This window comes from Archangium gephyra (genome assembly GCF_042230915.1).
Classification (GTDB): Bacteria; Myxococcota; Myxococcia; order Myxococcales; family Myxococcaceae; genus Archangium; species Archangium gephyra_B.
Map to the genome: position 1 here is coordinate 11518560 of NZ_CP102578.1, position 26273 is coordinate 11544832.

16 protein-coding genes and 1 pseudogene are annotated in these 26273 nt (G+C 67.1%); 9 read left to right on the forward strand and 8 right to left on the reverse strand.

Going from position 1 to position 26273, the window contains the following annotated elements:
- Positions 1–52 precede the first annotated feature (52 nt).
- Entirely contained in the window at positions 53–943 is an 891-nt protein-coding gene (locus NR798_RS45595) for an HAD family hydrolase (RefSeq protein ID WP_375768916.1), read from the reverse strand.
- 259 nt (positions 944–1202) lie between these two features.
- Between NR798_RS45595 and tmk the strand changes: the two genes are divergently transcribed.
- Entirely contained in the window at positions 1203–1907 is a 705-nt protein-coding gene (gene tmk, locus NR798_RS45600; protein WP_375768917.1) for a dTMP kinase, read from the forward strand.
- A 451-nt stretch (positions 1908–2358) separates the two neighbouring features.
- Positions 2359–2595 (forward strand): annotated as a pseudogene (locus NR798_RS45605) (tyrosine-type recombinase/integrase); the annotation flags it as partial.
- Here the strand turns inward: NR798_RS45605 and NR798_RS45610 are convergent.
- Positions 2590–3489 carry a hypothetical protein gene (locus NR798_RS45610; protein ID WP_375768918.1) on the reverse strand — a complete coding sequence of 300 codons (900 nt, stop codon included), beginning with the start codon at positions 3487–3489 and terminating at the stop codon, positions 2590–2592. The pseudogene NR798_RS45605 and the gene NR798_RS45610 overlap by 6 nt on opposite strands.
- Positions 3490–3829: 340 nt before the next feature.
- On the opposite strand from NR798_RS45610, the gene NR798_RS45615 reads away from it, so the two are divergent.
- From NR798_RS45615 to NR798_RS45625, 3 genes are read left to right on the forward strand one after another with little or no spacing between them, the layout of a single operon-like run.
- Positions 3830–4471 carry a TetR/AcrR family transcriptional regulator gene (locus tag NR798_RS45615; protein WP_375768919.1) on the forward strand — a complete coding sequence of 214 codons (642 nt, stop codon included), beginning with the start codon at positions 3830–3832 and terminating at the stop codon, positions 4469–4471.
- A gap of 45 nt (positions 4472–4516) precedes the next feature.
- The gene (locus tag NR798_RS45620; protein WP_375768920.1) at positions 4517–5737 is read left to right on the forward strand and encodes a cytochrome P450; all 1221 of its coding nucleotides are present in this window, start codon (positions 4517–4519) and stop codon (positions 5735–5737) included.
- Between the two features lie 27 nt (positions 5738–5764).
- Positions 5765–7012, forward strand: a complete 1248-nt coding sequence (locus NR798_RS45625; protein ID WP_375768921.1) for a cytochrome P450 — start codon at positions 5765–5767, stop codon at positions 7010–7012.
- A 127-nt stretch (positions 7013–7139) separates the two neighbouring features.
- On the opposite strand, the gene NR798_RS45630 is transcribed toward NR798_RS45625, so the two are convergent.
- Positions 7140–8081, reverse strand: a complete 942-nt coding sequence (locus NR798_RS45630) for an endonuclease/exonuclease/phosphatase family protein (protein WP_375768922.1) — start codon at positions 8079–8081, stop codon at positions 7140–7142.
- Between the two features lie 222 nt (positions 8082–8303).
- Positions 8304–9191 carry a transposase gene (locus tag NR798_RS45635; protein WP_375768923.1) on the reverse strand — a complete coding sequence of 296 codons (888 nt, stop codon included), beginning with the start codon at positions 9189–9191 and terminating at the stop codon, positions 8304–8306.
- A gap of 525 nt (positions 9192–9716) precedes the next feature.
- On the opposite strand from NR798_RS45635, the gene NR798_RS45640 reads away from it, so the two are divergent.
- Entirely contained in the window at positions 9717–10382 is a 666-nt protein-coding gene (locus tag NR798_RS45640) for a DUF4386 domain-containing protein (protein WP_375768924.1), read from the forward strand.
- Here the strand turns inward: NR798_RS45640 and NR798_RS45645 are convergent.
- A complete protein-coding gene (locus NR798_RS45645) occupies positions 10372–10965 on the reverse strand; it encodes a Crp/Fnr family transcriptional regulator (RefSeq protein WP_375768925.1) in 594 nt (197 codons plus the stop codon). The genes NR798_RS45640 and NR798_RS45645 overlap by 11 nt on opposite strands.
- A gap of 203 nt (positions 10966–11168) precedes the next feature.
- On the opposite strand from NR798_RS45645, the gene NR798_RS45650 reads away from it, so the two are divergent.
- The 3 genes from NR798_RS45650 to NR798_RS45660 all read left to right on the forward strand — a co-directional run bounded on the left by NR798_RS45650 (position 11169) and on the right by NR798_RS45660 (position 16609).
- Entirely contained in the window at positions 11169–11591 is a 423-nt protein-coding gene (locus tag NR798_RS45650; RefSeq protein ID WP_375768926.1) for a DUF3592 domain-containing protein, read from the forward strand.
- A gap of 767 nt (positions 11592–12358) precedes the next feature.
- On the forward strand, positions 12359–13177 hold the full coding sequence (locus NR798_RS45655; RefSeq protein WP_375768927.1) for a DUF5011 domain-containing protein: 819 nt from the start codon (positions 12359–12361) through the stop codon (positions 13175–13177).
- A gap of 459 nt (positions 13178–13636) precedes the next feature.
- Positions 13637–16609 carry an Ig-like domain-containing protein gene (locus NR798_RS45660; RefSeq protein ID WP_375768928.1) on the forward strand — a complete coding sequence of 991 codons (2973 nt, stop codon included), beginning with the start codon at positions 13637–13639 and terminating at the stop codon, positions 16607–16609.
- A 312-nt stretch (positions 16610–16921) separates the two neighbouring features.
- Here NR798_RS45660 and NR798_RS45665 read toward each other — a convergent pair whose 3' ends face one another.
- The 3 genes from NR798_RS45665 to NR798_RS45675 all read right to left on the reverse strand — a co-directional run bounded on the left by NR798_RS45665 (position 16922) and on the right by NR798_RS45675 (position 26088).
- Complete coding sequence (locus NR798_RS45665; RefSeq protein ID WP_375768929.1) at positions 16922–20032, reverse strand: hypothetical protein; 3111 nt, start codon at positions 20030–20032, stop codon at positions 16922–16924.
- Between the two features lie 112 nt (positions 20033–20144).
- Positions 20145–21200: a hypothetical protein gene (locus NR798_RS45670; RefSeq protein WP_375768930.1), complete on the reverse strand. Its 1056-nt coding sequence runs from the start codon at positions 21198–21200 to the stop codon at positions 20145–20147.
- A gap of 433 nt (positions 21201–21633) precedes the next feature.
- A complete protein-coding gene (locus tag NR798_RS45675; protein WP_375768931.1) occupies positions 21634–26088 on the reverse strand; it encodes a kelch repeat-containing protein in 4455 nt (1484 codons plus the stop codon).
- Positions 26089–26273 lie beyond the last annotated feature (185 nt).

Genomic DNA, 26273 nt, shown 5'->3' on the forward strand with positions numbered 1-26273 from the left:
TCTGTCGAACTAGCCAGAGCGCAGGCCTCAGCTCAACGAAGTGCCCTGAGGCTCATGATCGATCCGAAGCGCCGTCGATGATCCGGAGAATCTGCTCAAAGTTGGAGAGCCGATGCGTCGGACGCGCATTCTTGCGAGCATCGCCATCAAGGATGCTCGCAGCGTGGCGCTTCGTGATGGCTGGAGCCGAGATAATTTCGAGCCGCTCCTTGTACTCCAACGAGATGTAGGTGCCGTATTCGGCCCAGCAGTCCACTGCACCGACCTCCCGTGCCACTGCCACGTCCTTCTTGAGCGCGTCACCCACAACAAGTGTCTCCGTCGGAGAAACGCCCATCTCCTCGCAGATGCGCCGCAAACCGAGCGGATTTGGTTTCTCATAGTCCCGGGGTAGCTCCGTCACTTTGCAGGCCGCCCGGTATTCGCCCTGCTGCTCCTTTTGCTCAATGTGCCGAGAGATCTTCTTCTCCCCCACATCGCTCTTCGGGAACTCGAATCCCGGCAGGCAGTAGATGGCGTCCAGATACTGATCGAGCTTGAGCATCTTCGCCCGGAGTTCCACGGGATTGCGCGGTGCGTCCGTAAGTGCCACCACAGGGATACCCCGCTGCTTCAACTTCCCAAGCGTCTCCATGACGCCTGGGTAGGGCTGGAGGTACTTCTTACGAGCATCCTTGAACGCGATACGTGCGGGCTCGATGATCAATTTGTCGAACGAGCCGAACTCTGGGAACGCCTCGAAGATCTCCGACTCCTGGAGGACGAACGGATACTCGTTCGATTCGTACTTCGCGTAGACCTTCTTGAGCGCCTGCACGATTTTGATGCGGGGCCATTCGGTCGAACGCTCCACGGAGCCGACCAACGCCTCTACCGCCGGAACGATGTAATCAATCCACGAGTACAGCGTTCCGTCCATGTCCGTGACGACCAACCGAATCATGAGGTGCGCTCCAGGGGAACCGCAAAGGTGCCCGGACGATCTACACCCCTGCTGAGAACGTGCAACAACCCGACACTGGTATGCGTCCCTCCCCCCACTCACACCTTAATAGGGGAGGATCACCAAGCCCATTCCTCCTCGTACAAGGCCGCAGAGCTTATCGGTCCACGAAGAGCGGAGTACCGCTAGCGGGTAGTTGTGGTGGTGCTTACTCCTACCTGATCTTTGACTCCACTGGGATCCCTGGGAGGATGCCCCCGTGCAAAAGCGTCACCTGAAGAAGGGTTTGCTCCTCGTCATCGAGGGCATTGATGGGGCAGGAAAGACAACCCAGGCCGAGCGCCTGCACAAGATCCTTGCCGAGGATGGCTGGGACGTCATCCGCAGTAAGGAACCCACAGATGGACAGTGGGGACGTAAGCTGCGTGAATCAGCCACCACGGGTCGGCTATCTCCTGAAGAAGAACTCGAACTCTTCATGAGAGACCGCAAGGAACACGTCCAGACGCTGCTCAATCCCGCATTGGAGCAGGGCAAGATCGTCATCGTGGACCGCTACTACTTCTCCACGGCCGCTTACCAAGGGGCTCGGGGACTTGATCCCGAAGAAATCCTCCGGAAGAACGAAGAGTTCGCTCCGCAACCAAGCCTGCTGGTGTTCCTCGATGTGGAACCAGAAGTAGGAGTGCGGCGCATCCGGCAGCGTGGCGATCGAGAAAACCTCTTTGAAGAGAGGGACTCCCTGGCCGCAGTGGCGAATGTCTTCCGCCGCATCAAGCGTTCCTACCTCCACAGGGTAGACGGCACGTTACCACCCGATGACATTACCCATGGACTGATCGAAAAGCTCTACGCAGGGCCCCTCTCGTCTGATCATCCACAGGGATTTGATGCACCGACGACTGGGGACCTCTGGATGAAGCTGTTCGAACTCACCGACACGAAGGGGCATAAGCGGGAGTAAAGTTCGTGCGCTCGGCTCGGGCTCACGTGCCGCGTCCCGAGGAGCACGGCCGAAGCCAACAGGAGTAAGTTTTTTTCAGGGGTGCGCTTGCAGGAAGGCACGGGGTACCTTCCGGCCGCGTGTCGTGCCGACTGGTCCAACCATCGGACCAGTTGCACCCGAGCGAGGCCGGAACCTCCCACCCCTAATGGACTTCCCCCTACTTGGCGTAGTCGCAACGACGAACTTCAGGAAGTGAGGTGAAGGCTCGGGCCTGTGGACGCCAGGTGGAATGTCACCGCGGCACCTGTGGGCAGAGCCGGTCGGCGAAGCGCGACGCATGGCAGCGCGCCCCGCTCTCGTCACGCGTGATCGCGCGGATCCTGGCCTACCTCCGCGATGGTCAGCTTGTGCTGCTCCAGGGGTTACTCGGACCCCGGCCACCTGTTCGTGATCTGCTGCGGGGACGCCGCTCTCTCAGCCCACGAGCTTCGGTATCGGCCGCCGCGCGGCACGCCACGCAAGTCTGCGCGCCTGCCCCCACGCCCTCCGGCGTGTGATCGCCACGTATCTCGTCCGCGAGAAGGTCCTCATCCCCGACGTGCAGGCCATCCTAGGCCACCGGCGGCTGACGACCACGGCGACCTCCGTGACGGTGGACATGGACAACCTGCGCCGCACCGTGACCTTGATTGAGGAGCGGTCATGACGCCAGCGCGGCTACGAGGCGGGCCGCCAGTCCTGCCGCGGCAGCGCGGAGGGGCACCCGCGTGACCTCGTCTCGCTGCCCCGAAAACAACGAGCTCGGGCCCTGCGACACAAAGAAGAAAGGCAACCTCCGCAGGTTCTCCGGAACGCTCCGGCCCGTCATGCGGCCCCAGGAAATCGTGGGCTGCCGCCGTTCGCCGGCAACGCCGCCGTCGCCGACGAAGTTGACGCGCTCATTCTCGCCCCAGAAGGTATCGCGGAGCGTGATGCTCCCCGACCGGTCTTGCTTGCCGGGGAACGCCGGGGCGAAGCCGAAGACCAACGCCGCCTTGGTTCCGTTCTGCTGGACGAGGCTCGACAGGAGCTGCACGAAGGTGCCAGTCAGCGAGCGCTCCAGCCACGAGCGCACGGCAGCGCGAGCCCGCGCCTTGATCGGGTCGTACGTCGTGTCCATCCCAGCCGTCGTCACAACCCCGGTGAAGTCGACATGCGCCGCTATCGGTCCAGGCCCGGCGTAGGTTAGCCGTCCGTCGGTCGCCGCTCCCAGCATGTCACCTGCGATTCCCCACCACCCCTCATAGGGGTTAGCGAAGTAGTTCGCTTGAGCGACCCACTGCGCTTGGACGTCGTCCTCAATGGGGAGATGGCCGCCGGAGAACTCGCCGACGCTCGCGTTCAGCGCAATCGTGACCACGGGGACGGGTCGATTGTCATGGGGCAGCCCAAAGCCAAGGACCGGAGGGAGGCTCTGGCTGTCGGGCGGGAAGAACGCCGCGAGCTGCGAACTCCCCCGCAGTTGGTTTCGATGCTGCTGCGCCTCAGCGTAGAGCGCGGCGAACTGGTGACGTTCCATTAGTGACAGTGTACCCGAGGCCGCCGTCGGATCCTCGCTCACCCTAGCCTCCACAGGCCCGAGCCTTCACCTCACTTCCTGAAGCTCAATTCAAAGTGCGGAGCAGTTGGCGCACTTGGCCGACGACAATCCCAGCGTCGACAGCGATGTGCGCAGCGGCCAACCGCCGATGGCACTGGCATCAAAGCCAAGGTTCCGGAACACGCCCTCGGCCTTCGCGGTAGCCCAGTCCAAGCGCCGGGCCGAGGCTCCGGTAGCCAACACCGCCCCTGGCCAAAGCCGCTCCTGTTGCCTTCCGAACTTCCACCCGGGCGCCTGGCCGACCCCTCGGTTTGCCCTGATTGAGCCGGGTAATCCTGATTTTGTATCATGGTTCAACTTCATGAACGCGCGCTCAACCTCACGCAGCAAACCCCAATCGATGCGGATGCGGATGAAGGAGGAGGCGCGGGCCGCCATCCTCGACGCGGCCGAGCAGGTGCTGGCCGAGCAGGGGCTGCAAGCCACGCGCATGGACGACATCGCCGCGCGCGTCGGCGTCTCGGTGGGGACGCTCTACAACTACTTCGAGGACCGGCAGCAGCTCCTGGAGGCCCTGCGCGACATGCGCGGGCGCGAGCTGCTGGCCCTGCTCGACACGGAGCTGGAGCGCAGCCTGCAGACGCCCTACCGCGCGCGGCTGCACGGGTTCCTGCGCTGCATCCTCGAGCACTCCCGGACGCACTTCCGGCTGTTGTCCGTCCTGCTGGAGGACTCGCTGCGGCACGGCGACTCCCGCGAGGGAGACCTGGACCGCCACCTGGCCATGTGGCGCGAGGTCTCCCTGCGCCTCGAGCACCTCGGCCAGCAGGGCGTGAAGGAAGGCGCCCTGCGGCCCGAGGACGCCAGCCACTACCCGGCGATGCTGCTGGACATGATGCAGGGCCTCGTCCTGCGCCAGCTCCTCGCGAAGCAGCCCGCGCCCGCCGACGAGCTGCTCGCGCCGCTGCTGCGCTGCTTCCTGGAAGGCGCCGCCCCCCGCTGAGCCCCCCTTTCCCCCCTGTCGTCCACCCCCCAAGGAGCAAGCACCATGAGCCTGCTGGACAACCTCGACTTCTTCCACCCGGACTTCATCAACAACCCCTACCCCTACTACGCCGAGCTGCGCGAGAAGGCCCCCCTCTTCTGGATGCAGCGCCTCCAGGTCCACGTCCTCAGCCGCTACGAGGACGTGGCGTACGTCCTGAAGAACCCCGCCCTGTTCTCCTCCGTGGACATCCGCGTCTCCGGCATGCGGCGCCAGGATCGCGCCGAGCTCAAGGAGCTCAGCTCTGTGTCCAACCTCGTCAACTCGGATCCCCCCGTGCACACGCGGCTGCGTGGCCTGGTGAGCCGTGCCTTCCTCCCCAAGCGCATCTCCGAGATGGAGCCCCGCGTGCGCGAGCTGTCCCGGGGGCTCGTCGCGGAGATGACCGCCCAGGACGAGTTCGACTTCATGGACGGGCTGGCCTCGCCCCTGCCCGTCACCATCATCGCGGAGATGCTCGGCATCGAAGTGTCCCGGCGCCGCGACTTCAAGCGCTGGAGCGACACGCTCATGTCCTCCACCGCCGAGTCCATGCGGACCGGGAAGGTGTCGGAGGAGGCCATCCGCAGCAGCCGGGAGATGCTCGCCTACATGACGGAGATCGCCCAGAAGCGCCGCCTCGAGCCCCGGGGCGACCTCATCTCCCTGCTCGTGCAGGGCGGCGAGGGCGCGGAGGCCCTGACTCCCGAGGAGGTGAACTCCTTCGCCATCGTGCTGCTCATCGCCGGCAACGAGACGACCACCAACCTGCTCGGCAACGCCCTGCTCGCGCTCATCCGCAACCCGGAGCAGTACGAGTGGCTGCGGCGCAATCCCTCGCGCGAGGCCTGCGCCGCCGTGGCCGAGGAGACGCTGCGCTACGACTCGCCCGTGCTGGGGCTGATGCGCCGCGCCACGAAGGACGTGGAGCTGGCCGGTGGGAAGCTTCCCGCGGAGTCGACGGTGATGGTGCTGATGGCGTCCGCCAACCACGACCCGCGCAAGTTCCCCCACCCCGAGCGCTTCGACCTGCAGCGCGACACCACCGGCATGCTCTCGTTCGGCCACGGCATCCACTTCTGCCTGGGCGCCCCGCTCTCGCGCCTGGAGGCTCCGGTGGCGCTGCAGGAGCTGATGGAGCGCGCCCCGCGGCTCGGCTTCGCCTCCCGCCAGCCCGAGCGCGTCGACTACGGCGGCTCGTTCATCCTGCGAGGGCCCCGCTCGCTCTGGCTGCGCAAGAGCTGAAGACACTCCACCCGGGAGAACACACCCATGACCCCTGAAATCAACCTCAAGAGCCCTGCGTTCCGGGCCGACCCGTACCCGACCTATGCCCGCTTGCGGAAGGAGTCGCCGGTCGTCGTCATCAAACATCCCATCTTCGGCAAGGCCTACTACCTCACGCGCTACACCGATGTCGTGAGCTCCTTCACGGACCCACGCCTCGTCAATGACCGCCGCAACGCCGTGGGGGGCAAGGATCCCATGGACCACTGGTGGGTGCCTCGCCTGTTCCGGATCTTCCAGCGGAACATGCTCTCCAGCGACGCGCCCGATCATCGCCGCCAGCGAGACCTGGTGCACAAGGCCTTCACTCCCCGGCGCGTCGACGAGATGAAGCAGGCGGTGGAGAAGATCGTCGGCGAGCTGCTCGACGCGGCCCAGAAGAAGCAGAGCGTCGACCTCATCGCCGACTTCGCGCTCCCCCTGCCGCTGACGGTCATCTCGGAGATGATGGGCGTTCCCGAGGAGGACCGGCTGACGTTCCACCGGCAGATGGGCGGCCTGCTGGACAACCTCACCGGCCCCGTGGGGTTCCTGCTCCAGACCCCCAACGCCTTCAGCATGATGCACTTCTTCCGCAAGCTCATCGGCCTGCGCCGTGCGGAGCCCCGGGATGACCTGCTCACGGCGCTCGTGCAGGCGGAGGAGCAGGGGGATCGCCTCAGCGAGGACGAGCTCATCTCCATGATCTTCCTGCTGCTGCTGGCGGGGCATGAGACCACGGTCAACCTCATCGGCAATGGGACGCTGGCGCTCCTGCAGCACCCGGAGCAGCTCCAGAAGCTGCGCGAGCACCCCGAGCTGATCGGCTCCGCGGTCGAGGAGCTGCTGCGCTACGGCAACCCCGTCGAGCAGCCCTCGCCGCGCTTCGCGAAGGAGGAGATCCACCTGGACGGGCACGTGATTCCCCAGGGAGCCACGGTGCTGCCCCTGCTGGCCTCGGCGAACCGGGATGAGTCGGCGTTCGAGAACGCGGACAGGCTCGACATCACCCGCAAGCCCAACCGCCACGTGGCCTTTGGCCTGGGAGCGCACTACTGCCTGGGAGCGCCACTGGCGCGGCTGGAGGGGACCATCGCGCTCCAGCATCTGGTGCGGCGCTTCCCGGACATGAAGCTCGCCGTGCCCGAGGAGAAGCTGCGCTGGCGCGGCTCCGTCGGGCTGCGCGGGCTCAAGGCCCTGCCCCTGCTCCTCTCGCCGTCCGGAGCCCAGGCCACCGCGCGCGAGGCCGCCTAGCGCGTTTCCACCCTGGATTGCCGAGCGGCGGGTTCGATTCCCGCCGCCTCTAAATCACCGCAACCAAGGGCGAGGCGCTCGCCGCCGGCAACAAGCCCGCCACGCCGCCGGCATCAAAGCGCCTTCGCTACTGAAAGTTCACCCAACCCTTTATCAGCTTGTGAGTGGAGGTCGGTGGGCTGCCCGGATAGTAGATGTTCGTCAGCGCCAGACCGGTGTGACCGTTCACGCCCACGTTGCCAGCGAAGATGTAGTCGTATTTCGCCCAGTTGCCATTCGTAAACTGGATCGTCGGCTGGCCGTCGCGGCAAAGCTTGTTGGCCCCGCAGATTGGGTCGTAGGAGTTGTCGACTTCCCAGAAGACCTTATTGGTGTTGACCGTACCGTCAGGGTTGACGCGATAGATCCTGTCCATCGCCAACGAGTCGGGCTTGCTGTTGAAGTCGCCTGTCAACACGACCCGGTGCCCCGCCTGAACGAGTGGCTTCAAAATGCTGTTGATTCTGGTGGCCTGCTCGGCACGGATTTCGAAGTCCTGGGCGTCCGAGACGCTGGAGTGGCCGCTCCAAAGGTGCGTCGTGCAGAAGGTGAACAGGCCAGGCGTCGGCATACCGGGTACGTCCGCACAGAACAGAGTGAATTCCCTGCCGCCTGGATAGCCCACCTCGCCGTGATACTTGCCCATCACAGGCAAACGGTAGGAGTGCAGGGTCATAGGGCGATTCGCGGCGAGAACCTGGCCCAGATCGCCGTCGACGCCGCATTTGTCGAGGTCTGCCTCGCTATACTTCGCCATCGGAATGAATGCAGTATGCCAACCATATTGCGCGAAAAATGCCTGGAACTCCGCGAAATCGGCGGAACAGACCTCCTGCATCGTCGCGACGTCGGCACCGTTTAGAACCTGGTCTCTCACTCCGAACCAATCCGGATAGTTGTCGGTGCGTTCACCGGTGATGTTGTGATTCACCACCGTGACCGTGTAGGCGGCCTCGGAAGCTCCGGGCATGAGCCCCATTGATAAAACGGATGCCATCGTCGCGAGCGTACGAGTGACTGAGAACTTCATGTTCGGGACCTCCAGGGTGAGGTCTGCATTCTAGCGCGCAGTGCGGGTGGGCCGGTAGCGAAGCACCCGTCGCGCCTTCGGTCCGTGATGGCGGAGGGCTCGCCGCGTATTGCCCGACGAGGGGTCCCCAGAGAGGGTGTCAGAGAATTCGAGTGACGCCCAGAGAGGGTGTCAGAGAATTCGAGTGACGCGACCCGGCTCGACACGCGGCCCGAGAGGGTGTCAGAGAATTCGAGTGACGCGACCCGGCTCGACACGCGGCGGAAAAGAGAAGAGCGGAAAGCTGGCCGAGAAATCTCCTCGCCGCCACCGTGCTGCCGCCTCTCGGAATGCCGCGACGAAGGCCCGGTACTGCTCACGCAACTCCTTCAATGCCTGGCGCGCCGAGGCATGTCCCAACGGCCGAGGGCTCCGCTTGAGGCGCTCGGGCCGGGTATGCGGGTGCTGTGCCCTCACGGCCCGCACTCCCAACACAGGCTTGTCCTGTGCGCGAGCTTCTGCTTCCACCTCCTCCACGAGTCTCCGCACCGCGCGCTGCCTCTCCTCCTCCCCCAGTCCTTCCCAGCACGACAGTGGCGCTACCTCCAACTCCACTGGCTCGGCCCATTGCTCGGCGAAGCGCCCCTCCCCCGCGGACATGTCCTCGCTCCCCCTCTTGCTCCAGCGCTTCGTCCAGTTGAACCACTGGAACAGTCGCCTCGCAGGCCCCAGCAGCTGCGGTAGACACGTGAGTCCCGGCCACTCGGCACTCCTCTCCACCAAGCCCTCCTTCACTCCGTGGGCCAGCACGTAGCGCAACCGCCCCACCAGCGCCGTGTCGTCCAGCACCGGCTCCGCTGAGTAGCGCCTCTCCCAGAAGCCTCCACTCCAGTCCACCAACCGTCCCACCTTCCTGGAGAGGTTGGCGCGCAGGTACTGCATGAAGGAGGCGAGCGCTACGCCTCGGGTCCACACCAGCAGGTGGAAATGGTTGGAAGCGAAGGTGAAGGCATGCAGCCTCACGTTGCCGGCGCTCTGCTGGACGGCTCGCGCCAGGACGCCTCCCACTACCTCGTTCACCTCCGCGCTGGGACGCAGCAGTAGCCGTCCCTGGAAACACCTGGACGTCACGAAGTAGTAGCCCTCCTCTTGGAACATCCTCAGCGGCCAGCCCATCCCCCTACCCCCCGTACAATCCCCGAGGTCGATGCACCCCTCGGGCCAGCCGCAACTCCTCGGAAAGACTCGGAGCCCGGTGGGGTCACCCGTCCACGCCAGGTCTCGTTCTCGCTCGCCTCCCTCGTTTCGAGTCCTTTGACACCTTCCCGGGGCGTTTGGTGTTGCCCTCGTCGTGAAACCGCGAGCTTCTCATCCGTGGCCCAGACCCACGCCCTCGGGCTTCAGAAAACTGGGTAAGGTCGAAGAACGAGTCCTTTGACACCTTCTCCGGGAAGAACGAGTCCTTTGACACCTTCTCCGGACACCTTCTCCGGACACCTTCTCCGGAGGAAGAACGAGTCCTTTGACACCTTCTCCGACACCTTCTCCGGACACCTTCTCCGGGGCTCGCATTTATTGACCCACATCAATGCGGGCGAGGGCGCCCTTCCCTACTCTCGAGGCCACAACGTCGCTGAATGTTCTGGAGTCCTCGAGATGAACACCACTCGCCTTCACACCCGCACCCTGGGGATTCTCTTTCTCCTTCCGTTCTTCGCCTACGGCATCGGCACCGCGCTCGTCACCTCCGTCCTGAAGGATCCGGAGCACCTGGCCGCGGTGGCCGGTCAGCGGACGCCGTTCGTCGGGGGCGCGCTGCTGCTCCTGTTGAACTCCCTCACCGTCGTTGGGATTGGCGTGCTGTTCTTCCCGATACTCCGCGAGCGAAGCCTGGGCATCGCCGTCGCGTACGTCTGCACGCGGGTGATGGAGGCGCTGCTCCTGCTCGTCGGGGTGGTGTTCCTTCTGTCCCTCCTGCAGCTCGGAGAATCCGTGCAAGCGCGGACGACACCGGAGCAGGCACTCCTGTTCAACCTTCTCTCGAAGGGCAACTTCTGGGCGTACCAGCTCGCGATGATCATCCTGGGGGCCGGCAGCGTAGCGTTCTGCCTGTCGCTGTACCGGTCCCGGCTTCTGCCCTCGTTCCTCCCGCTGGTGGGCGCGGTGGGCTACGGACTCCTGGCGCTGGGGTCCGTGCTCGAGCTCTTCGGGCTGCCGTGGGGCATCCTCTTGTCCGGACCCGGGGGCCTGTTCGAGCTGTTCCTCGGTGGCTGGCTCATCGCCAAGGGGTTCCGGACGGTCACGCCTTCCGTCACGGCGTAGCCGGCTTGCCGCGCGTGGCGAGGCGCTTGCGGATGCGGCTCAGCGACTCGGGCTTCACGCCGATGTAGCTGGCCAGCTGGTACTGGGGAAGCCGCTGGAAGATGTCCGGCCGCGTCTTCGAGAGCTTGAGGTAACGCTGCTCCGGGCTATCGGTGACATAGGAGGCGAGCCGCTCCTGCTGTTCCGCCAGGACCCTCTCCATCACCCTCCGGGAGATGCTCTCGAAGCGCGGGAAGCGTCGGAACAGCTCCTGCTCGCGTTGCTGGGTCCCCACCACCACCGTGGTGTCCTCCGCGCAGACCAGGAAATGATCCGCCGGGGTCCGGTTCATCATGCTGTGAATCGAGAGGACCCAATCGTCCTCGGTGAACAACCCGTTGCTCCGCTCCTCACCGTCGACGACGTAGTACTGGCGGACGCAGCCCTGGAGGACGAAATAGGCCTCGGTGCAGACCTGGCCCGCCATGAGCAGGTGCGTGCCCTTCGGACAGGTCTTCACCACCATGCTGTCCAGCATGGCCTGGGCTTCCTCGTCCGACAGAGGCGCGATGCGGCGGAAGTAGTCGACGAGCTTGTGTTTCATGAGGGCGCCGTGAGACCAGCGGGGGCCCATCATCCCACCAGCGTGGTCACGGACCAAATGGGCGCATCACCGCGACGCGCTGGCGCTCCAGAGCGTCCTCTGGGGGCAGGAGGCGGGAATCGAACCCGCCGCCGGAGGCTTCTGGCGAGAGCGCTCCAGCGCATTCGTGGCTGCCGCCGGTGCTGTGCTACGAGGCTGACTCAATGGCCTCTGTCGATAATAGCCGTGCCTGGACCCTGCTCGTCCTCGCCGTGCCCTTCTTGGCGGTCGGCGGCTTCGGTCTCCTTCGCACCTCGCAGTTCGTATTGCGCGCCGAGGCGGCGCAGGGAGTGGTGGTCGCTTCGAGCCATCGGGGGGACGGCCAATACATGACGTTCGTTGGCTACCCGGAGGTGATCACGTTCTCGGATTCAGACGGCAACGTGCACACCACCACCCTCTACAATGGGCAGCCGAGCAACCGTCAGCCGGGGACGGCCGTCAAGCTCATGTACAAACGGTCCAACCCAGCCGGTAGCGCGCGTTACGGGGACTCGGAACAACTCTGGGGCTTTTCGGGCGGCCTCGTGTTCATCGGCGCCTTATGGCTGTTCGGCATGTTCCTGTCCTGGAATCGCGGCAACTGATGGCACACGCCTGCTCAGGCCGCGCTCCCCTCAGGGGCGAGGCAGCGCGCGGGCAGTCGAGGTGCTGTACTCGGAGCGCCTCTCAATGCAGCGAGAGGGTGTTGATCGCGTGAGCCCTGGCGAGGTGTGACTGGGGAGGGGCAGAGGGCCCCCATGAAGGCCCGGTACTGCTCACGCAGGAACATCCTCAGCGGCCAGCCCATCCCCCTCTCCTCCTTACAATCCTCGAGGCGGGAGAGAGGCCATGTGGCGGGTGAGGGCTGGAGCGGAGGGGCCGAGGAGGGCCGCTGACGGGGGCCGCCCGAGCAGTGTGCCAGGCGGTGGACAAGCCGCGCAGCCCCTTTGGGGTACACGCCGACCCTGGCCGTGCTCGAAGATAGCGCTTGCTTGTGCAGCCGTGACGTCAGAGAACACCGCATCTCGTAGCGGGAGATTGACACATGCGAATGATTGGAAGGATTGTCCTCGGGACTGTTGCCCTGTTTGGAACCTCGGCTCTGGCCAGTCTCCCTGTCGTCAACGCCGTTCAAGCGACACGGGGGGGCTGTGGTTATTCGATCAAGGTCCTGCAAGATGCCGACCCGAATGCATACCCCCAGACATTCTACAGAATCGCGGTCGAAAGCTCCGTCGTCGCGCCTGAAACCTGCACGGTGCAGCCTCGGTCCGTAGAGCTGGGGACCTCGAAGCTCCTGCCGCAGATCGCGATCCAAGCCAGCGCTGACGGTGTCGTGGCGGCTTATTCCCATGGAGAGTACATCCGGTCCATGGGGAACTACGTGCGCGTCAGCCTCCGGAACCTGGACCCGAGCACCCTGGGTTCACTGAGGGTCGCAGGGTTGGCGTCCTCGGTCGTCCCAGCCAACGGTGGGGCCGGGGCTCCAGCCGCCGTCTCCTTGGGAACGCTCACGCTCAAGGGCTCTTCCGTCGAGGTGACTGGCACCTTCACCGGCAACTCGCTCACGGAGGATCCCGCGGGCATCCCCTGGCCCTACCCCATCTGGCAGGGCAATGACTTCGTCGCCACCTACTCCAACTTCTTCACCACGACGACGCCGCCCTCCCTCACCCCGCCCGCTCCTCCCCCGCCGACCTGTTCGTCGCAGCCTCCGGCGCTCACGCTCAACGGCAGCTCGACGCAGACGCTGGAGTGCGTCAAGGGCGGGACCTACAGCGATCCGGGCGCTCAGGCCACGGATGGGTGCGGCAACCCGATCGAGGTGCATGCGTACAACACCCCTCTGCTCAGCTACGAGGGCTCGTACACGATCGGGTACTACACGTGGAACTCCGTGGGGTCTGCGAGCGCCTCCCGCACGGTGATCGTGGATGACACGACGGCGCCCTCACTGGCGCTCCTCGGCCCCTCGTACATGGTCCACACGTGCAACACCTCGTGGGAGGATCCGGGCGTGACGGCGAATGATGCGTGCTCCGGCGACATCTCGACGTGGGTGTCGCGCACGGGCGACGTGAATGCCTGGGCCGTCGGTGTGTACACGGTGACCTACAACGTGACGGACGCTGGCGGTAACAGCGCCACGCCCGTGACGCGCACCGTAGAGGTCGTCAACTGCCCCTGGTAGCGCTCGGGTGCGCGGGGAGGAGGGAGAGCGCAGGCTCCCCCATCGGCTCCTTGCTGGCCGCTGCTTCAAGCGCCACGCTCGCCTCCTCCTCACCTGCTGAGTGCTTCTAGTTTCAGAAGTCCCCCCCGGGTCCTGAACGTTCAGGAGGGCGTGCGCGGCGCGGCTACTTCAGCGCGTCCCGAGGCACCAGGAGGACGACTTCCTTGGCGTCGGAGTAGATGACAGGATTCATGCCCTGGTAGTTGTGCGTCGTCCTGCCGCCATCGCGCACGATGCCCATGTCATTGCCGCTCGAGCCACCGCTGTAGTCCCAGCCGTGGCGCGTCTGGAAGCTGAGCGCGCCGCTGCCAAGGTGTCAGACACTTCGGCTAGACACTTCGGCTAAAGCCACGTTCCTACGCAGGCTTCAGCAAGACACGTGTCGACAGAGGGGGAGCAATGCCGAATCGAGATATCTGGATGACCAGGGTGCTCTGTGCCGCCCTGATGATGATGACGGGATGGGGGTGCGGGCCCAGTGAGTCCCAGGCCTGGGAGGAGCAGGGCTCAATCCCTGCCACCCTCGGTACCACCACCGGCTCCATGGTCTACCGCCGAGAGAAACTCACCCTGACCCCCCTGCCCAATGGCAAGGCGCTGGCGGCCGGGGGGCACGGCATGATGGGCTATCTCTCGAACTCCGCCGTGCTCGCCACCGCGGAGCTGTACGACCCGGCCACGGGCACCTGGAGCCTCACCGGCTCGATGAGCGTGGCGCGCTTCGGGCACACCGCCACGCTGCTGCCCAATGGGAAGGTGCTCGTCGTGGGTGGGAGCACCGCAACCCAGACGTATGCGAGCGCGGAGCTGTACGACCCGGCCACGGGCACCTGGAGCCTCACCGGCTCGATGAGCTGGCCCAGGAGCCTGCACACGGCGACCCTGCTCGAGGACGGGCGCGTCCTGGTCGTCGGCGGTGGCGCGAGCAGCCCCCTCGCGAGCTGCGAGCTGTATGATCCAGCGACCGGACAGTGGAGCAGCACGGGCAGCATGAGCGACGCGCGGCGAGGTCATGCCGCGGCCCGCTCCACCTCAGGAGGAAAGGTCGTCGTCATGGGCGGCTGGTCCGGGTCGGCCGCGTCCGTGGGTTTCGAGGTGTACAACCCCACCACCGGCACCTGGAGCATCTACGGCTCGACGCAGGCCCAGCGCCTCTACCACCGGGCCTTCGCCCTGCAGGACGGACGGGTGCTGGTCGCCGGTGGCGAGAGCGCCACCGGGGGAGCCTTCTATTCGACCCTTCTCCTCTCTCCCAACACCGGCTCGTGGACCACCGCGGGCTCGCTGGTCTCCATCGCCTCGAACATGGAGGGCGTCGTGCTGGAGAATGGCAAGGTGCTCATCCTCGGGGGGTACCAGGGCAGTAGCACCTACAGCAAGAACACCCAGCTCTTCGACCCGGCGACCCTCCAGTGGACGCTGGCGGATCCCCTGCTCGAGGGCCGGGGCAGCTATGGCCTGGCACGCCTGTCGGACGGCCGCCTGCTGGTGGCCGGGGGAGAAGGCTTCCTGAGCAGCGCGGAGCTGCACCCCACGAGCTGCACGCCCACCACCTGCGCGGCCCAGGGGGCCACCTGCGGCACCCTGGCCGACGGCTGCGGTGGAACCCTGAGCTGCGGCACCTGCGCGACCGGGGAGATCTGCTCCAGCGTCAACACCTGCTGCATGCCCACCACCTGCGCGGCGCTGGGCGCCACCTGCGGCACCGTCTCCAACGGCTGCGGTGGAACCCTGAGTTGCGGCACCTGCGCCGAGGGAGAGCGCTGCACCAACAACGCCTGTGCCTTCGATCCGACCCTCGCCCTCTTCGACCCGGCCACGCAGGCCCCCCGCTGCGGCCAGGCGCGCACGGCGTGTGACTCCGGCACGCTGCTCGACGGACGCGGTCCGCTGGGCCCCGAGGCGCATGCGCCCAACACCCTCGGTGCCTCCTGCACGGACGGCACCGCGGGCACCTACCACCTCGACGAGTCCCTCGACGCGCTGCGGGTGGAGTCCGTGGACGGGCAGGTGCTCACCGCCGGCCGGCAGGCACGCATCGTGGCCACCGTGTGGGCCTCCGCCTATTACAACTCGGACAGGCTCTACCTGTACGCGGCGAGTGACGCGGCCAATCCCGGCTGGACGCTCCTCACCAGCCTCGTCCCCCCCGGCTCCGGGCGCCGGACGCTGACGGCCACCTACACCCTGCCCTTCGGGGTGGAGCTGCAGGCCGTCCGCGCCACCTTCCGCCGCAGCAGCAGCAGCTCCAGCGCCTGCTCGACGGGGAGCTATGACGACCATGACGACCTGGCCTTCTTCGTCACCCACCCCGAGGACCTGACGACCCCGGTGGCCACGCTGACCGCGCCCACCGCGGGCAGCACCCTGAGCGGGACGGCCACCCTGAGCGCCACCGCGACGGACGACGTGGGCGTGCAGCGCGTGGAGTTCCTCGATGGAGCCAGCCTCCTGGGGAGCGACACCACCGCGCCCTACTCCCTCTCGTGGGACACGCGCACCACGCCCAACGGCGCGCACCAGCTGGCCGCCCGGGCCTATGACTTCGCGGGGCGCGTCACCACCTCCGCCCTGGTGGAGGTGACGGTCGCCAATGACCTCACCCCGCCCACGGTGTCGCTGCTCTCCCCGGTGGCCGGGGCCACCGTGAGCGGGACGGTCAGCCTGACGGCCAGCGCGTCCGACAACGGCGGGACCGTGTCGCGCGTCGACTATTACGACGGGACGACGCTCCTCGGGACGAGCACGGTGGCCCCCTATTCCGTGGCCTGGAATACCCAGCAGGCCGCCAATGGCGCGCATCAGCTCACGGCCAGGGCGTACGACCCCGCGGGCAACCCGGGGACGAGCACGGCGGTGGGAGTGACCGTCAGCAACACCGCGACCGCGGTGATGGCCACCTATGATTCCGTGCGGCGTGCACCGGGCTGCACCGTGGTGGGCACGTCCTGCGACACGGGCACGCTCGTGCAGGGCCGAGGCACCGTGGGCCCGGAGCAGAATGCCTCCAACACCCTCAACGGAAGCTGCGTCGATGGGAATGGCGGCAGCTACCACGTCGATGAGTCCGTCGACCGCCTGCGCGTCTCCACCGTGAGTGGAGCGCCATTCGCCGCCGGCCAGCAGGTCCGGGTGGAGGCGACCGTGTGGGTGTGGGGCACCTCGGACAAGCTGGACCTGTACTACACGGCCAACGCGGACAACCCGAGCTGGAGCTACCTGACGACGATCTCCCCAACCGTCAGCGGCACCCAGACGTTCTCCACCACGTACACGCTTCCGGCGGGAGCACGTCAGGCCGTGCGCGCCAACTTCCGCTACGGCGGCAGCGCCTCCCCGTGCAGCCCGGGGTCTTACGATGACCGGGACGACCTCGTCTTCCTGGTCCAGTAGCGCCCGGGTGTCAGAGGATTCGTAGGGGGCGAGGGAGGGGTTGGGCGCCCCCCGGCCTCTCCGTCAGCCGCTCCTTGCTGGCCGCTGCCTCGAGCGCCACGCTCGCCTCCTCCTCTTCTGCTGCTTGGGGGAGCAAGGCCCCGGGCGCCGTCAGGCAAACCGGGGGGTTCTTTTTCACCCGAAGCGGCAGCTCCGCGGGCAAGCCGGCTTCAAGGCTCACCATCGACCCCGGTGGTGGGTTGATGTCAACCGCATGAGACGGACAGAACGCCGAGGCGCCCTGTCCGTCGTCCGTCACCGGGAGCCGGGCCCTCAGTCGGCGCGCTCGATGACCTCGGCGATGAGTTGCCGCTGCTCGCGCGCCACACCCTTGATGACGTACCACTGCTCCGGCGTCCCCGAGCTGTACGACTTCGCCTGGCGTACCGCGCGCTCGGCCTTGCTGCCCTTCTTCACGTACATCCGCATCGGCAGCCCGCCGGAGTCGGTTCCCTCGGGGCCGGTGACCGTGAAGGCCGTGTACTCGTCCTTGGAGAGCTCCGGGAGCTGGTACTGGTTGTCGGTGCTGCGGATGACGACGCGCATCGCGACGCGCTTGCCCTCCAGGTTGCCCCACGTCGCGGCGCTCTTCGCGGCGTCGCCCCAGGTGACGTCCTCATAGTCGAAGTTCGACTCGGCCCTCGCGACGCCGGTGAAGGAGACCGGCAGGTCCTTCGCGCGCGCGCCGGCCGTCACCTTCGGGTTCGTCGGGAAGAGCTTGAGGGCCTTCTCCCACGGATAGAGCGGCATGAAGCCGGACGGTCCCTGCCCTCCGGTGGCGAGCACCGGCTGGCCGATCATCTCTCGCAGCTGGTTCCAGTCGTCCATCGTCACCTTGCCCGGCACGTAGGCGGTGCGGTTCAGGTAGGCGTCGAACCACTTCTGGTCGACGGGCAGGCCCGCCGAGATGACCTGGTTGCCCGCGAGCTTCTTGAACTTGAAGTCCTTCAGCTGGCCAAAGGTCTTGTCATCGACCGTGGCGTTCTCCTGGGGCCGCATCACGTTCGACCAGAGGTTGTGGTTGAACGTGTTGTTCGTGAGCTCCACGTCGGCGGGGTTCGCCATCAGGCGGATCGCGTCGTTGTCGGCGAACTCGAAGATGTTCCCGTCGATGATCGCATTGACCCCGTTCTCCACGGACAGCAGATGTCCGTTGCGGCCATTGCCCTGGCCGAACCGGATGTCCCACGAGAAGGCGACGGTGTTGTTGCGGAAGATGATCGGCGCGGTGCCGAAGCCGCGCTGCACCACCACCGTGCGGGTGTGGTGGTTCATGAAGATGTTGTTCTCGAGCGTGTTGCCGCTGCCGATGCGGACCGCGCCCTCCGCGCCGTTCACGAACAGGTTGTTGCGGACGACGCACTCGGGCTTCGACAGCCACAGGTGCTCGAGCTTCTCCGACTGGTCATAGTCGAGATCGCCATTCGGCTTGTACTTGTTGTCGGTCGCGCGATCGAACACGAAGCCGTCGACCACCGCGCCAGTGTGGTCATCCGTGCCCTCGACGACGTAGCCATCGCGGCGGCCCTTGTACTCGGCGGGCGAGAACAGGCGCGTCGGGTGCTTCCACGGGTTGCGCTCGCGGAACTGCGCGTCATACCCGCCGATGAGCGAGATGGAGGGGGCGTCGATCTTCCAGCGGCCCGTCTTGAGCTTCCCGTAGTACTCGCCCTCGGCGACGTGCACGGAGTCACCGCTCTCGACCTTCTCCAGCGCCTGCCACGGATCCTTGAAAGGCTTCTCGCGCGACCCGTCGCCGCCGCTCGCTCCCGCCCGCACGAACCAGTCCCGGCCCTGCGGACGGCTGCCGGCCTTCGCCGCGGCCGCCTCGTACGGCTCGAGGCTGTCGACGAAGAAGCCCGCCTTCGGGAAGCCCTTCATCACGTAGACGGTGCCCTTGGCGAGGAAGAGCTTCTGCGGAGGGCCAGAGCCTCCCCAGTCGCCGGTCGCTGCATCCGCGACGCGCTGCACGGTGGAGCCCTTCCGGTAGAAGCCGACGAACCGGCCGTAGCTGCCCGTCGGCTCGTGCAGGAACACCCCCGCGTGCTCATCCGGCTTGAACGGGGCCGGCACGCCGCTCACGTTCGCCACCGAGCTCAGCGCGACGACGAGCTCGAGCGGCTGGCCCTCCACGCTCTCCGGCTTGCTCAGCCACGCGCTGACCTCCATCCGCTTGTACGCCTTCTCCGGCGCCGCGGCCGCCACCTCCTGGAAGCTGACGGTCAGCGGCTTCACCCGCGCGCCAGCCTGGCCCGCTCCCTTGGGCGCCAGCAGCTTGAGCGCCTTGTCGAGGTCCATCGCCGGGGCCACCCCCGACGGTGGCTTGCCGCCCTTGGCGATCATCGGGAGCCCGAGCGCCTGACGGGCCTTGTTGAAGTCGTCCATCGTCAGCTTGCCGGGCGTGGCGGCGGTGCGCTTGGAGACCTGGTCCAGCCACGCGGCGTCGATCGGCAGCTGCGGATTCTTCACCTCGTTGTTCGCGACCTTCTTGAAGCCCACCTCCTCGAGCAGGTCCATCTCCTTGTCGTCGACCGGCATGTCCTTGCCGTCGGAGAAGAACTTCAGATTCGAGTAGAGGTTCATGAAGAACACGTTGTCGGCGAGCGTGCTCTTCTCGGGGTTGGCGGTCATGTAGATGCCGTTGCTGTCCGAGAAGGCGATGATGTTGCCGGTGACGGTGGCGTGGGCCTTCAGCGCGAGGCCGGAGCCGTTGTAGGCGCCCTTGCCAGGCTCCTTGAACGACATGGTGAAGGCGATGGTGTTGTTCTTCACCACTGCGACGGCCTGCTTGTCGGTGGTGCTGTTGATGTTGATGCCCCAGTTCACCGCGTTCACCACGAGGTTGTTCTCGAGGGTGGAGCCGGCCGGCGCGACGATGCCGTCAAAGCCCGGGTTCACGATGACGCAGTTGCGCACGATGGCCGGGAGCGCGAACCGCATCGGGCCGTCACAGGAGGGGTACTCCTTGCGGCCGAGCTGCTCCGCCGTCTCGTAGGGGCACTGGTCTCGCTGGTCGATGGTGAAGCCGTCGACGACGGTGCTCTTCTTGGTCGACAGCAGCCGCTCCTGCTTCGGGCGGTTCTTGGAGCCCTTGTCCCAGAGCAGCTGGGTCAGGTTCTTCCAGGGATCGCGGCTCTTGAAGTCCGCGTCGTAGCCGCCGAGCAGCTGCAGGTCGTCGACGGGCACCTCCCACATGCCGTTGCCGAGCCGGCCGAAGTATTTGCCGCCCGCGACGTGGATGACATCGCCCGACTGGGCCTTGTCGAGCGCCTCCCACGGATCGCTGAACGGCCGGGCCATCGACCCGTCGCCGTCCGAGCCGGCGCGAACGAACCAGTCGCGCGCCGAGGCCACCGGCGCGAACAGACAGACTGCGACCCCCACCCAAAGCGCAATCAATTTTCTCATGGGGTGCGGGTTCTAGCAGCTGCCACCCCGCACCGCCATCACGGGCCCGGGTTCACCTCCTGTGGACCCTGACACTCCCAGGCAGTGGCTAGGGACAGAGCCGCTCGACCGACTTGATCCGCACCGCTCCGTCGACGTTCGGGTCGTTTGTCTGGTCGCCGATGGCGAGGGTGCCGGTCGCCGTGAAGTTGTTCCGCGTGAGCTTCGCGACGCCGTCAATGCTCACCGTCGCCACCTTCGCTGCATCCACCGCCAGCTCGTAGACATGGTACCCGCCGCCGGTCACCGCGAACGCCGCGGCCTGCGTGTCGTCCGACCAGCCGATCGCCGCGTTGTCGAGGTAGATCATCTGCGCGCGATCCGTGCCGTTGCCGAACGGCGGCGTGAAGCTCCCCATGATGGCCGCGCCGCTGTCGAGCGAGTTGTGGTTGTTCACCGACTCGACCTGCATCGTCACGTGGAGCTTGAACGGCTTCGTTGCGTCGAACGCGTTCGCCCGCGTGAGGAGCAACTGCCCGCTCGTCGATCCGCCGCTGTTCGTCGACGTCGCGAGGCGAACGTAGTCCGCGCCGTACGTGAGCGAGCTCGGCGTCTGCATGACCGTCGTCCAGCCTTGCGCCGCGATGTCGTCGCCGCCGACCAGCAGCGGAACGCTCGCGCGCGCCGTCCACCTCGTCGTCGAAGCCGCCGGCACGCACGTCTCGCAGGCGTTCGCCGGGTTCGGCGTGCCCGCGGCGTAGACCACGCCCTCGATGAAGCACTTCGGGCCGCACACGCCGGCCGAGCAGACCTGTCCCGGGTTGCACGACGTCCCGTCCGCGCGTTGCGTCCACAGGGTCGCGGACGTCGCCGGCGAGCACTGTTCGCACGAATTCGCCGCGTTCACCGCCCCGGCGGCGACCTGCTTGCCGTCGATCTGACAGAGCGCGACGCAGACGCCGCTCTCACACGCCTCGCCGGTCGCGCAGGCCGTGTCGCAACCACCGCAGTGAGCCGGATTGCTCTCGGTGCTCACGCAGGCGCCGCCGCACAGCGCGACGCCGGCGCTGTTGCACACGGGGAAGGAGGTGGGATCTTCGCCGCAAGCAGCGACGAAGCCGAGCAAGACGAGGCAGGAGAGAGCAGTAGAGCGGATGGAGCGCATGGAGCCCGCCACCTTACGCCACCCGCGCATGAGCGGAGAACGGCCGCATCGCCTATCGAACGAGCGCGGCGACGTACGCAATCGCGCGACGCGGCAGCAGCGCGATGACGAGCGGCCACACCCCATGGAACTGCTCTTCAATCGCGAGCGACCACGCGTGGCCCAGGAGCGGCGGCTGCCAGGCGCGAGATACCACGGCACGTCCTGGAGCTGCGGGAGGGGCCAGCTCGGGAGCGCGAAGCAGACGGAGAGGAACAGGTAGTACAGCGGGAAGCTCCGGCAGGCGCGTGCCACGTAGAACGCGCTTCGGTGACTTCGACGGCGAGCGTCTGAGAGCAGGGATGATGGACAAGGCGACCCCCGGCTTCGTGACCCGCCGAGGATAGCGCCTCGAGCCCGCTCCCCGCATGCCCAAGCGGGGAGCGGAAGAGCCTCAGGGCGTGTACAGCTCCGCCACCGAGGCATACCCGCTGGAGGTATAGCCCCCGGTGATGAGCACCCGCCCGTTGGGCAGCAGCGTCGCCTGGTGGCGGTCGAAGCGAGGCCCCGCCATGACGCCGGCGGGACTCCAGGTGCCCGAAGACGGATCATACGCCTCCGCCGTCGCGAGGCGACCCCTTGTCCCGACCCCCCCGACGACGAGCACCCGGCCGTTCACCAGTATCGCCTCGGAGCCCCAGGAGGCCGAGCTCGTGAAGCCGACAGCGCGCCAGGTGCGTGTCACCGGATCGTAGAGCTCCGCCGAGCTAATCTGCATGACGAACACCTGCCCGTTGGGCAGCAGAAACGCCTTGGCCCCTCTGCGAGGCACGGTCATGGAGCCGACCGTGCTCCAGCTCTTCGTCGCCGGATCGTACACTTCCGCCGAGGCAAGGATCCCCGTGGTGCTGGCGCCCCCCGTGACGAGCACCCGGCCATCAAGCATCAGCGTCGCCGTGTGGTCGGAACGGGACGAGGTCATGGAGCCTACCGTGTTCCAGGTTCTCGTCGCCGGATCGTACACCTCCGCTGAAGGGGTCCCGGAGCCCCCCGTGACGAGCACCCGGCCGTCAGGCATCAGCGTCGCCGTGTGGCCGTAACGGGGCGAGGCCATGGAGCCCGTCGCGCTCCAGGTTTTCGTCGCCGGATCGTACAGCTCCGCCGAGGCAAGGGTCCCCGTGTAGTTGGCGCCCCCCGTGACGAGCACCTGTCCGCCCGTCAGCAACGTGGCCCTGTGCCCGACCCGAGCCGAGGCCATGGCGGCCACCGCCTCCCAGGTGCCAGCCGCCATGTCATACACCTCGGCCGTCGCCACGGGTTCCGTGGGGTTGAGGCCCCCCGCCAGGAGGACCTGGCCATTGGACATCGCCGTCGTCGTGTAGGAGAAGCGCTGGGAGGTCGTCATGGAGCCCGTCGTGGTCCAGGAACCCAACGCCGGGGCGTACACCTCCGCCGATAGATACCCTACCGCGAGCACCCGGCCACCGGGCAGCAACGTCGCCGTGTGCGGCGCGTCGAAGGGGCCCATGACCTGTGTGGTGCTGGTAATGCTCCAGAGGCCTGTCGCCGGGTTGTAGAGCTCCTCGGATTTACTCCAATCGGCGCCCCCCGTGACGAGCACGGAGCCATTGGGCAGCCGCGTCGCCGTGATGTTTCTGTGAGCGGAGTGCATCGAGCCGGCACTGCGCCAGGTGTTTGTCTGCGGGTCGTACAACTCCGCTTCTGGGGAGGGCCCTCCGGCGACGAGCACCTGGCCGCCGGGCAGCAACGTCGCGGCATGCCCGAAGCGAGGTACGGCCATGAAGCCCGCTGTGAGCCAGGTGCCGGTCGCCGGATCGTAGACCTCCGCCGTCACCTCGTAGTCGCTCGCGCCGTATCCGCCTGTGACGAGCACCCCGACGCCGGGGATCAACGTCGCGGTATGCCAGCTGCGAGGCGCGGACATGGAGCCCACCGTGCTCCAGGTATCTGTCACCGGCGCGTACACCTGCACCGAGGCAACGACACCGTCGGCGCTTCGTCCCCCCGTGACGAGCACCTGCCCGTTGGGCAACAGCGTCGCCCGGTGGTACGAGCGACGCTCGCCCATGTCGGCCACCAGGCTCCAGCTCTTCGTGGCTGGATCGTACACCTCCGCCGAGGAGAGAAGGCTACCGCCGCTGCCGGTTCCGCCGGTGACGAGCACCCGGCCATCGGGCAGCGATGTCGCGGCATGCCCGGAGCGAGGCACGGCCATGGAGCCCACCGTGCTCCAGGTGCTGGTCGCCGGGTCGTACACCTCCGCCGAGGAGAGAGGGCTACTGCCGCTGCCGGTTCCGCCGGTGACGAGCACCCGGCCATCGGGCAGCGATGTCGCGGTGTGGAAGTAGCGGTAGGCGGCCATGGGCTCCGTGCGGACCCACCCCCAGGTCACGGGCTCACAGCTCTCACTCACGCCATCGCAGTCCTCATCCACCGGCGTCGAGCAGTTCTCCGGCTTCGGCAGCTGCTGGCCCTGGCAGGCGACGTTGCCAAACAGATCGCACGACACTGTGCCCGCGTGGCAGCTGCCCACGCCCCGGGTCCAGATGGGGCCCCCATAGCAGGGCTGGCCCTTTTCGAGGGAACAGCTGCAGCCCTCATTCACCACCCCATCGCAGTCTTCATCAAAGGGCAGCGAGCAGGTCTCGGCCGCTGGCCTCACCTCACCCTGGCAGGCACTCCACTCCGCGCCGGAAACATCGCACTGCCGGCGCCCGGCCCGGCACAGCCCCCGGCCCAGGGTTCCCGCGGGGCCCAGGTACGGGCAGGCCTCGTAAGCCCCCGGTGTGCAGATGCGCGGGCGAATGATGAGTTTCACTTCCTCGCAGACCTTGAGGCCGATGTCGCAGTAGCCCGCCACCCCCACCCCGATGATCGTCACCCTCGAGGTGGCCGAGTCGCTCCATCGAGCAAAGATGGTGGTTCTGTGGCCTCGCTTGATCGGCATGCACACGTGGCCATTCGTGCCGGTGTACACGGGCCTGCTCCTGCCCGGATAAGAGACCCCCGCGGCGATGACCTCGGCGCCAGCGAGGGGGGCACCTAGCTCGTCCACCACCTGCACGTCGGCACAGCTTATTTCGAGCCAAATCGCACCACACTTCCACCAGGTGAAGTGGCTCACCTCGACAACCCAGGCCAGCCGGCCCGGCTGCGTCTGCGAGGTCTGCACGGTGCCAGCGCCCTCCTCTCTCCACTGGCCCGCGTCCACATCGAACCACCACGCCGGCACGCTGTCGCCCACCTGGAACTGGCTGGCCAGCGCCTCCGGCAGCAGGAACTCCAACGTCGCGGTCTGTCCCGGAGCGAGCTGCACGGGAGCCCCGTTGCTCCACAGGCTCACCTCCGCCATGAAGAAGCTCTCCAACGGCACGCTCTCGCCGCGGGCGGCGGCCACCCCCTCCAGCGGGCCAGGCATCAAGGCCAGTTGCGTGGTGGGATCAATCGGAACGATGGTGACATCCACGGTGCCCGAGACAGGCCGGCCCAGGGCATCCACCACGGCGCTGGGCGGAAAGGTGACGCGCACCTGCTCCGTCTGGATGACGCCGCCCAGCTCGGCCTGGAAGGGAATGGGAGCTGGCAGCGGCCGCAGCGTCACCCGGGTTCCCACGTGCGCGCCCTGCTGCAGTTCCACCACCGCGGTGCCCGAGGTGAAGCCCCGCGCGTCCACCCGGGCCGACAAGCGCCCCGGCTCGAGGTTCTCCAGCAGCAGGTGGCCCGAGCTGTCCACCGGGTACACGGCACCCCGCGCGGACACGGCGGCCGCGGTGATGGCGTTGCCCTCCTCATCCACCACCTGCAGGAACACGCTGGTGCCTTCCGGCTCCGACGGCTCTTGCGGCCCCGAGGGCCCCGCGGGGATGAACACCTCCGCGGACGCCTGATTGCCGGAGCTGAAGCCGCCAGCCACCAGCACCCGGCCGCCCGTCAGGAGCACCGCCGTGTGCTGATAGCGGCTCGTGGCCATCGGCCCCACGGAGCGCCAGGCGCCCTGCTCGGGGTCATACACCTCGGCCGCGGTGAGGATGCCGCCGTACTCGTGGAAGCCTCCGGCCACCAGCACCCGGCCTGACGGCAGCAGCGTCGCCGTGTGCGAGCGGCGCGGCAGGGCCATGCCGGGACCTGGCGTCCAGCTTCCCGTGGCGGGGTTGAACAGCTCCACCGAGGCGCTCTCCTCCAGGTTGGAAGAGCCTCCACCTCCCGCCACCAGCACCTGGCCATCCGCCAGCACCGTGGCCGAGTGGTAGGCACGCGCCACCGTCATGGGCGCGGCCGGGCTCCAACTCCCCGTGGCCGCGTCATACACCTCCGCGGACTGCTGGAGCAGGCCGCTGCCCTCGGTGCCTCCCGTCACCAGCACCCGCCCCCCCGGCAGCAGCGTCGCCGTGTGGTTGCGCCGGGCCACGGCCATCCGCCCCGTGGCGCTCCACGTGCCGCTGGCCGGCTCATACACTTCCGCCGTGGCCAGCACCGCGCCCCCGTACTCCTGGTCCGCGCCTCCCGTCACCAGCACCCGCCCGCCCGGCAGCAGCGTCGCCGTGTGGTAGAGGCGAGGCGTCCCCAGGTTGCCGGCCGGAGCCCAGGTACCGCTCGCGGAGTCATACAGCTCCGAGGACAGACCGCTGTCGCCCAACCCGGCGAGGAGCACCCGCCCATCGGCCAGCACCGTCGCCGTGGCCGCGCGATGGGTGTTGAGCGCATCCGCCGTGCGGCTCCAGGTGCCGCTGGCCGGCTCATACAGCTCCGAGGAGCGGTTGTAGCCGCCCGTGGCCAGCACCCGGCCATCCGCCAGCACCGTCGCGGTGTGCAGCAGCCGCGCGTTGGCCAGGGGCCCCGTCGCGCTCCACGCTCCTTCCTCGCTGCTGGAGAGCGAGCCCGAGCGCACCGCGGTGCTCCGCCACGAGGAGGGTTCTTCGCCGGGACTCCCGGCGGTGGTGTCGCCACACCCCATACTCCACACGCACAGCAGCCCCAGGAGGACAGCCGCACGTCCCCTCACAGGGGCCTTTGCAGCTTCAGGGGAACTCCACAGCGTCGCTGCCCGCTCGAGATGATTCACGTTTTCTCTTC

Excerpts from the sequence above, each read along its gene's own strand:
- NR798_RS45650 (WP_375768926.1), top strand. The coding sequence starts at position 11,169 with ATGGCCTCTGTCGATAATAGCCGTGCCTGGACCCTGCTCGTCCTCGCC.
- NR798_RS45620 (WP_375768920.1), top strand. The coding sequence starts at position 4,517 with ATGAGCCTGCTGGACAACCTCGACTTCTTCCACCCGGACTTCATCAAC.
- NR798_RS45670 (WP_375768930.1), bottom strand. The coding sequence starts at position 21,200 with ATGCGCTCCATCCGCTCTACTGCTCTCTCCTGCCTCGTCTTGCTCGGC.
- NR798_RS45630 (WP_375768922.1), bottom strand. The coding sequence starts at position 8,081 with ATGAAGTTCTCAGTCACTCGTACGCTCGCGACGATGGCATCCGTTTTA.
- NR798_RS45645 (WP_375768925.1), bottom strand. The coding sequence starts at position 10,965 with ATGAAACACAAGCTCGTCGACTACTTCCGCCGCATCGCGCCTCTGTCG.
- NR798_RS45615 (WP_375768919.1), top strand. The coding sequence starts at position 3,830 with ATGAACGCGCGCTCAACCTCACGCAGCAAACCCCAATCGATGCGGATG.
- NR798_RS45595 (WP_375768916.1), bottom strand. The coding sequence starts at position 943 with ATGATTCGGTTGGTCGTCACGGACATGGACGGAACGCTGTACTCGTGG.
- NR798_RS45660 (WP_375768928.1), top strand. The coding sequence starts at position 13,637 with ATGACCAGGGTGCTCTGTGCCGCCCTGATGATGATGACGGGATGGGGG.
- NR798_RS45655 (WP_375768927.1), top strand. The coding sequence starts at position 12,359 with ATGGGGAACTACGTGCGCGTCAGCCTCCGGAACCTGGACCCGAGCACC.
- NR798_RS45640 (WP_375768924.1), top strand. The coding sequence starts at position 9,717 with ATGAACACCACTCGCCTTCACACCCGCACCCTGGGGATTCTCTTTCTC.
- NR798_RS45625 (WP_375768921.1), top strand. The coding sequence starts at position 5,765 with ATGACCCCTGAAATCAACCTCAAGAGCCCTGCGTTCCGGGCCGACCCG.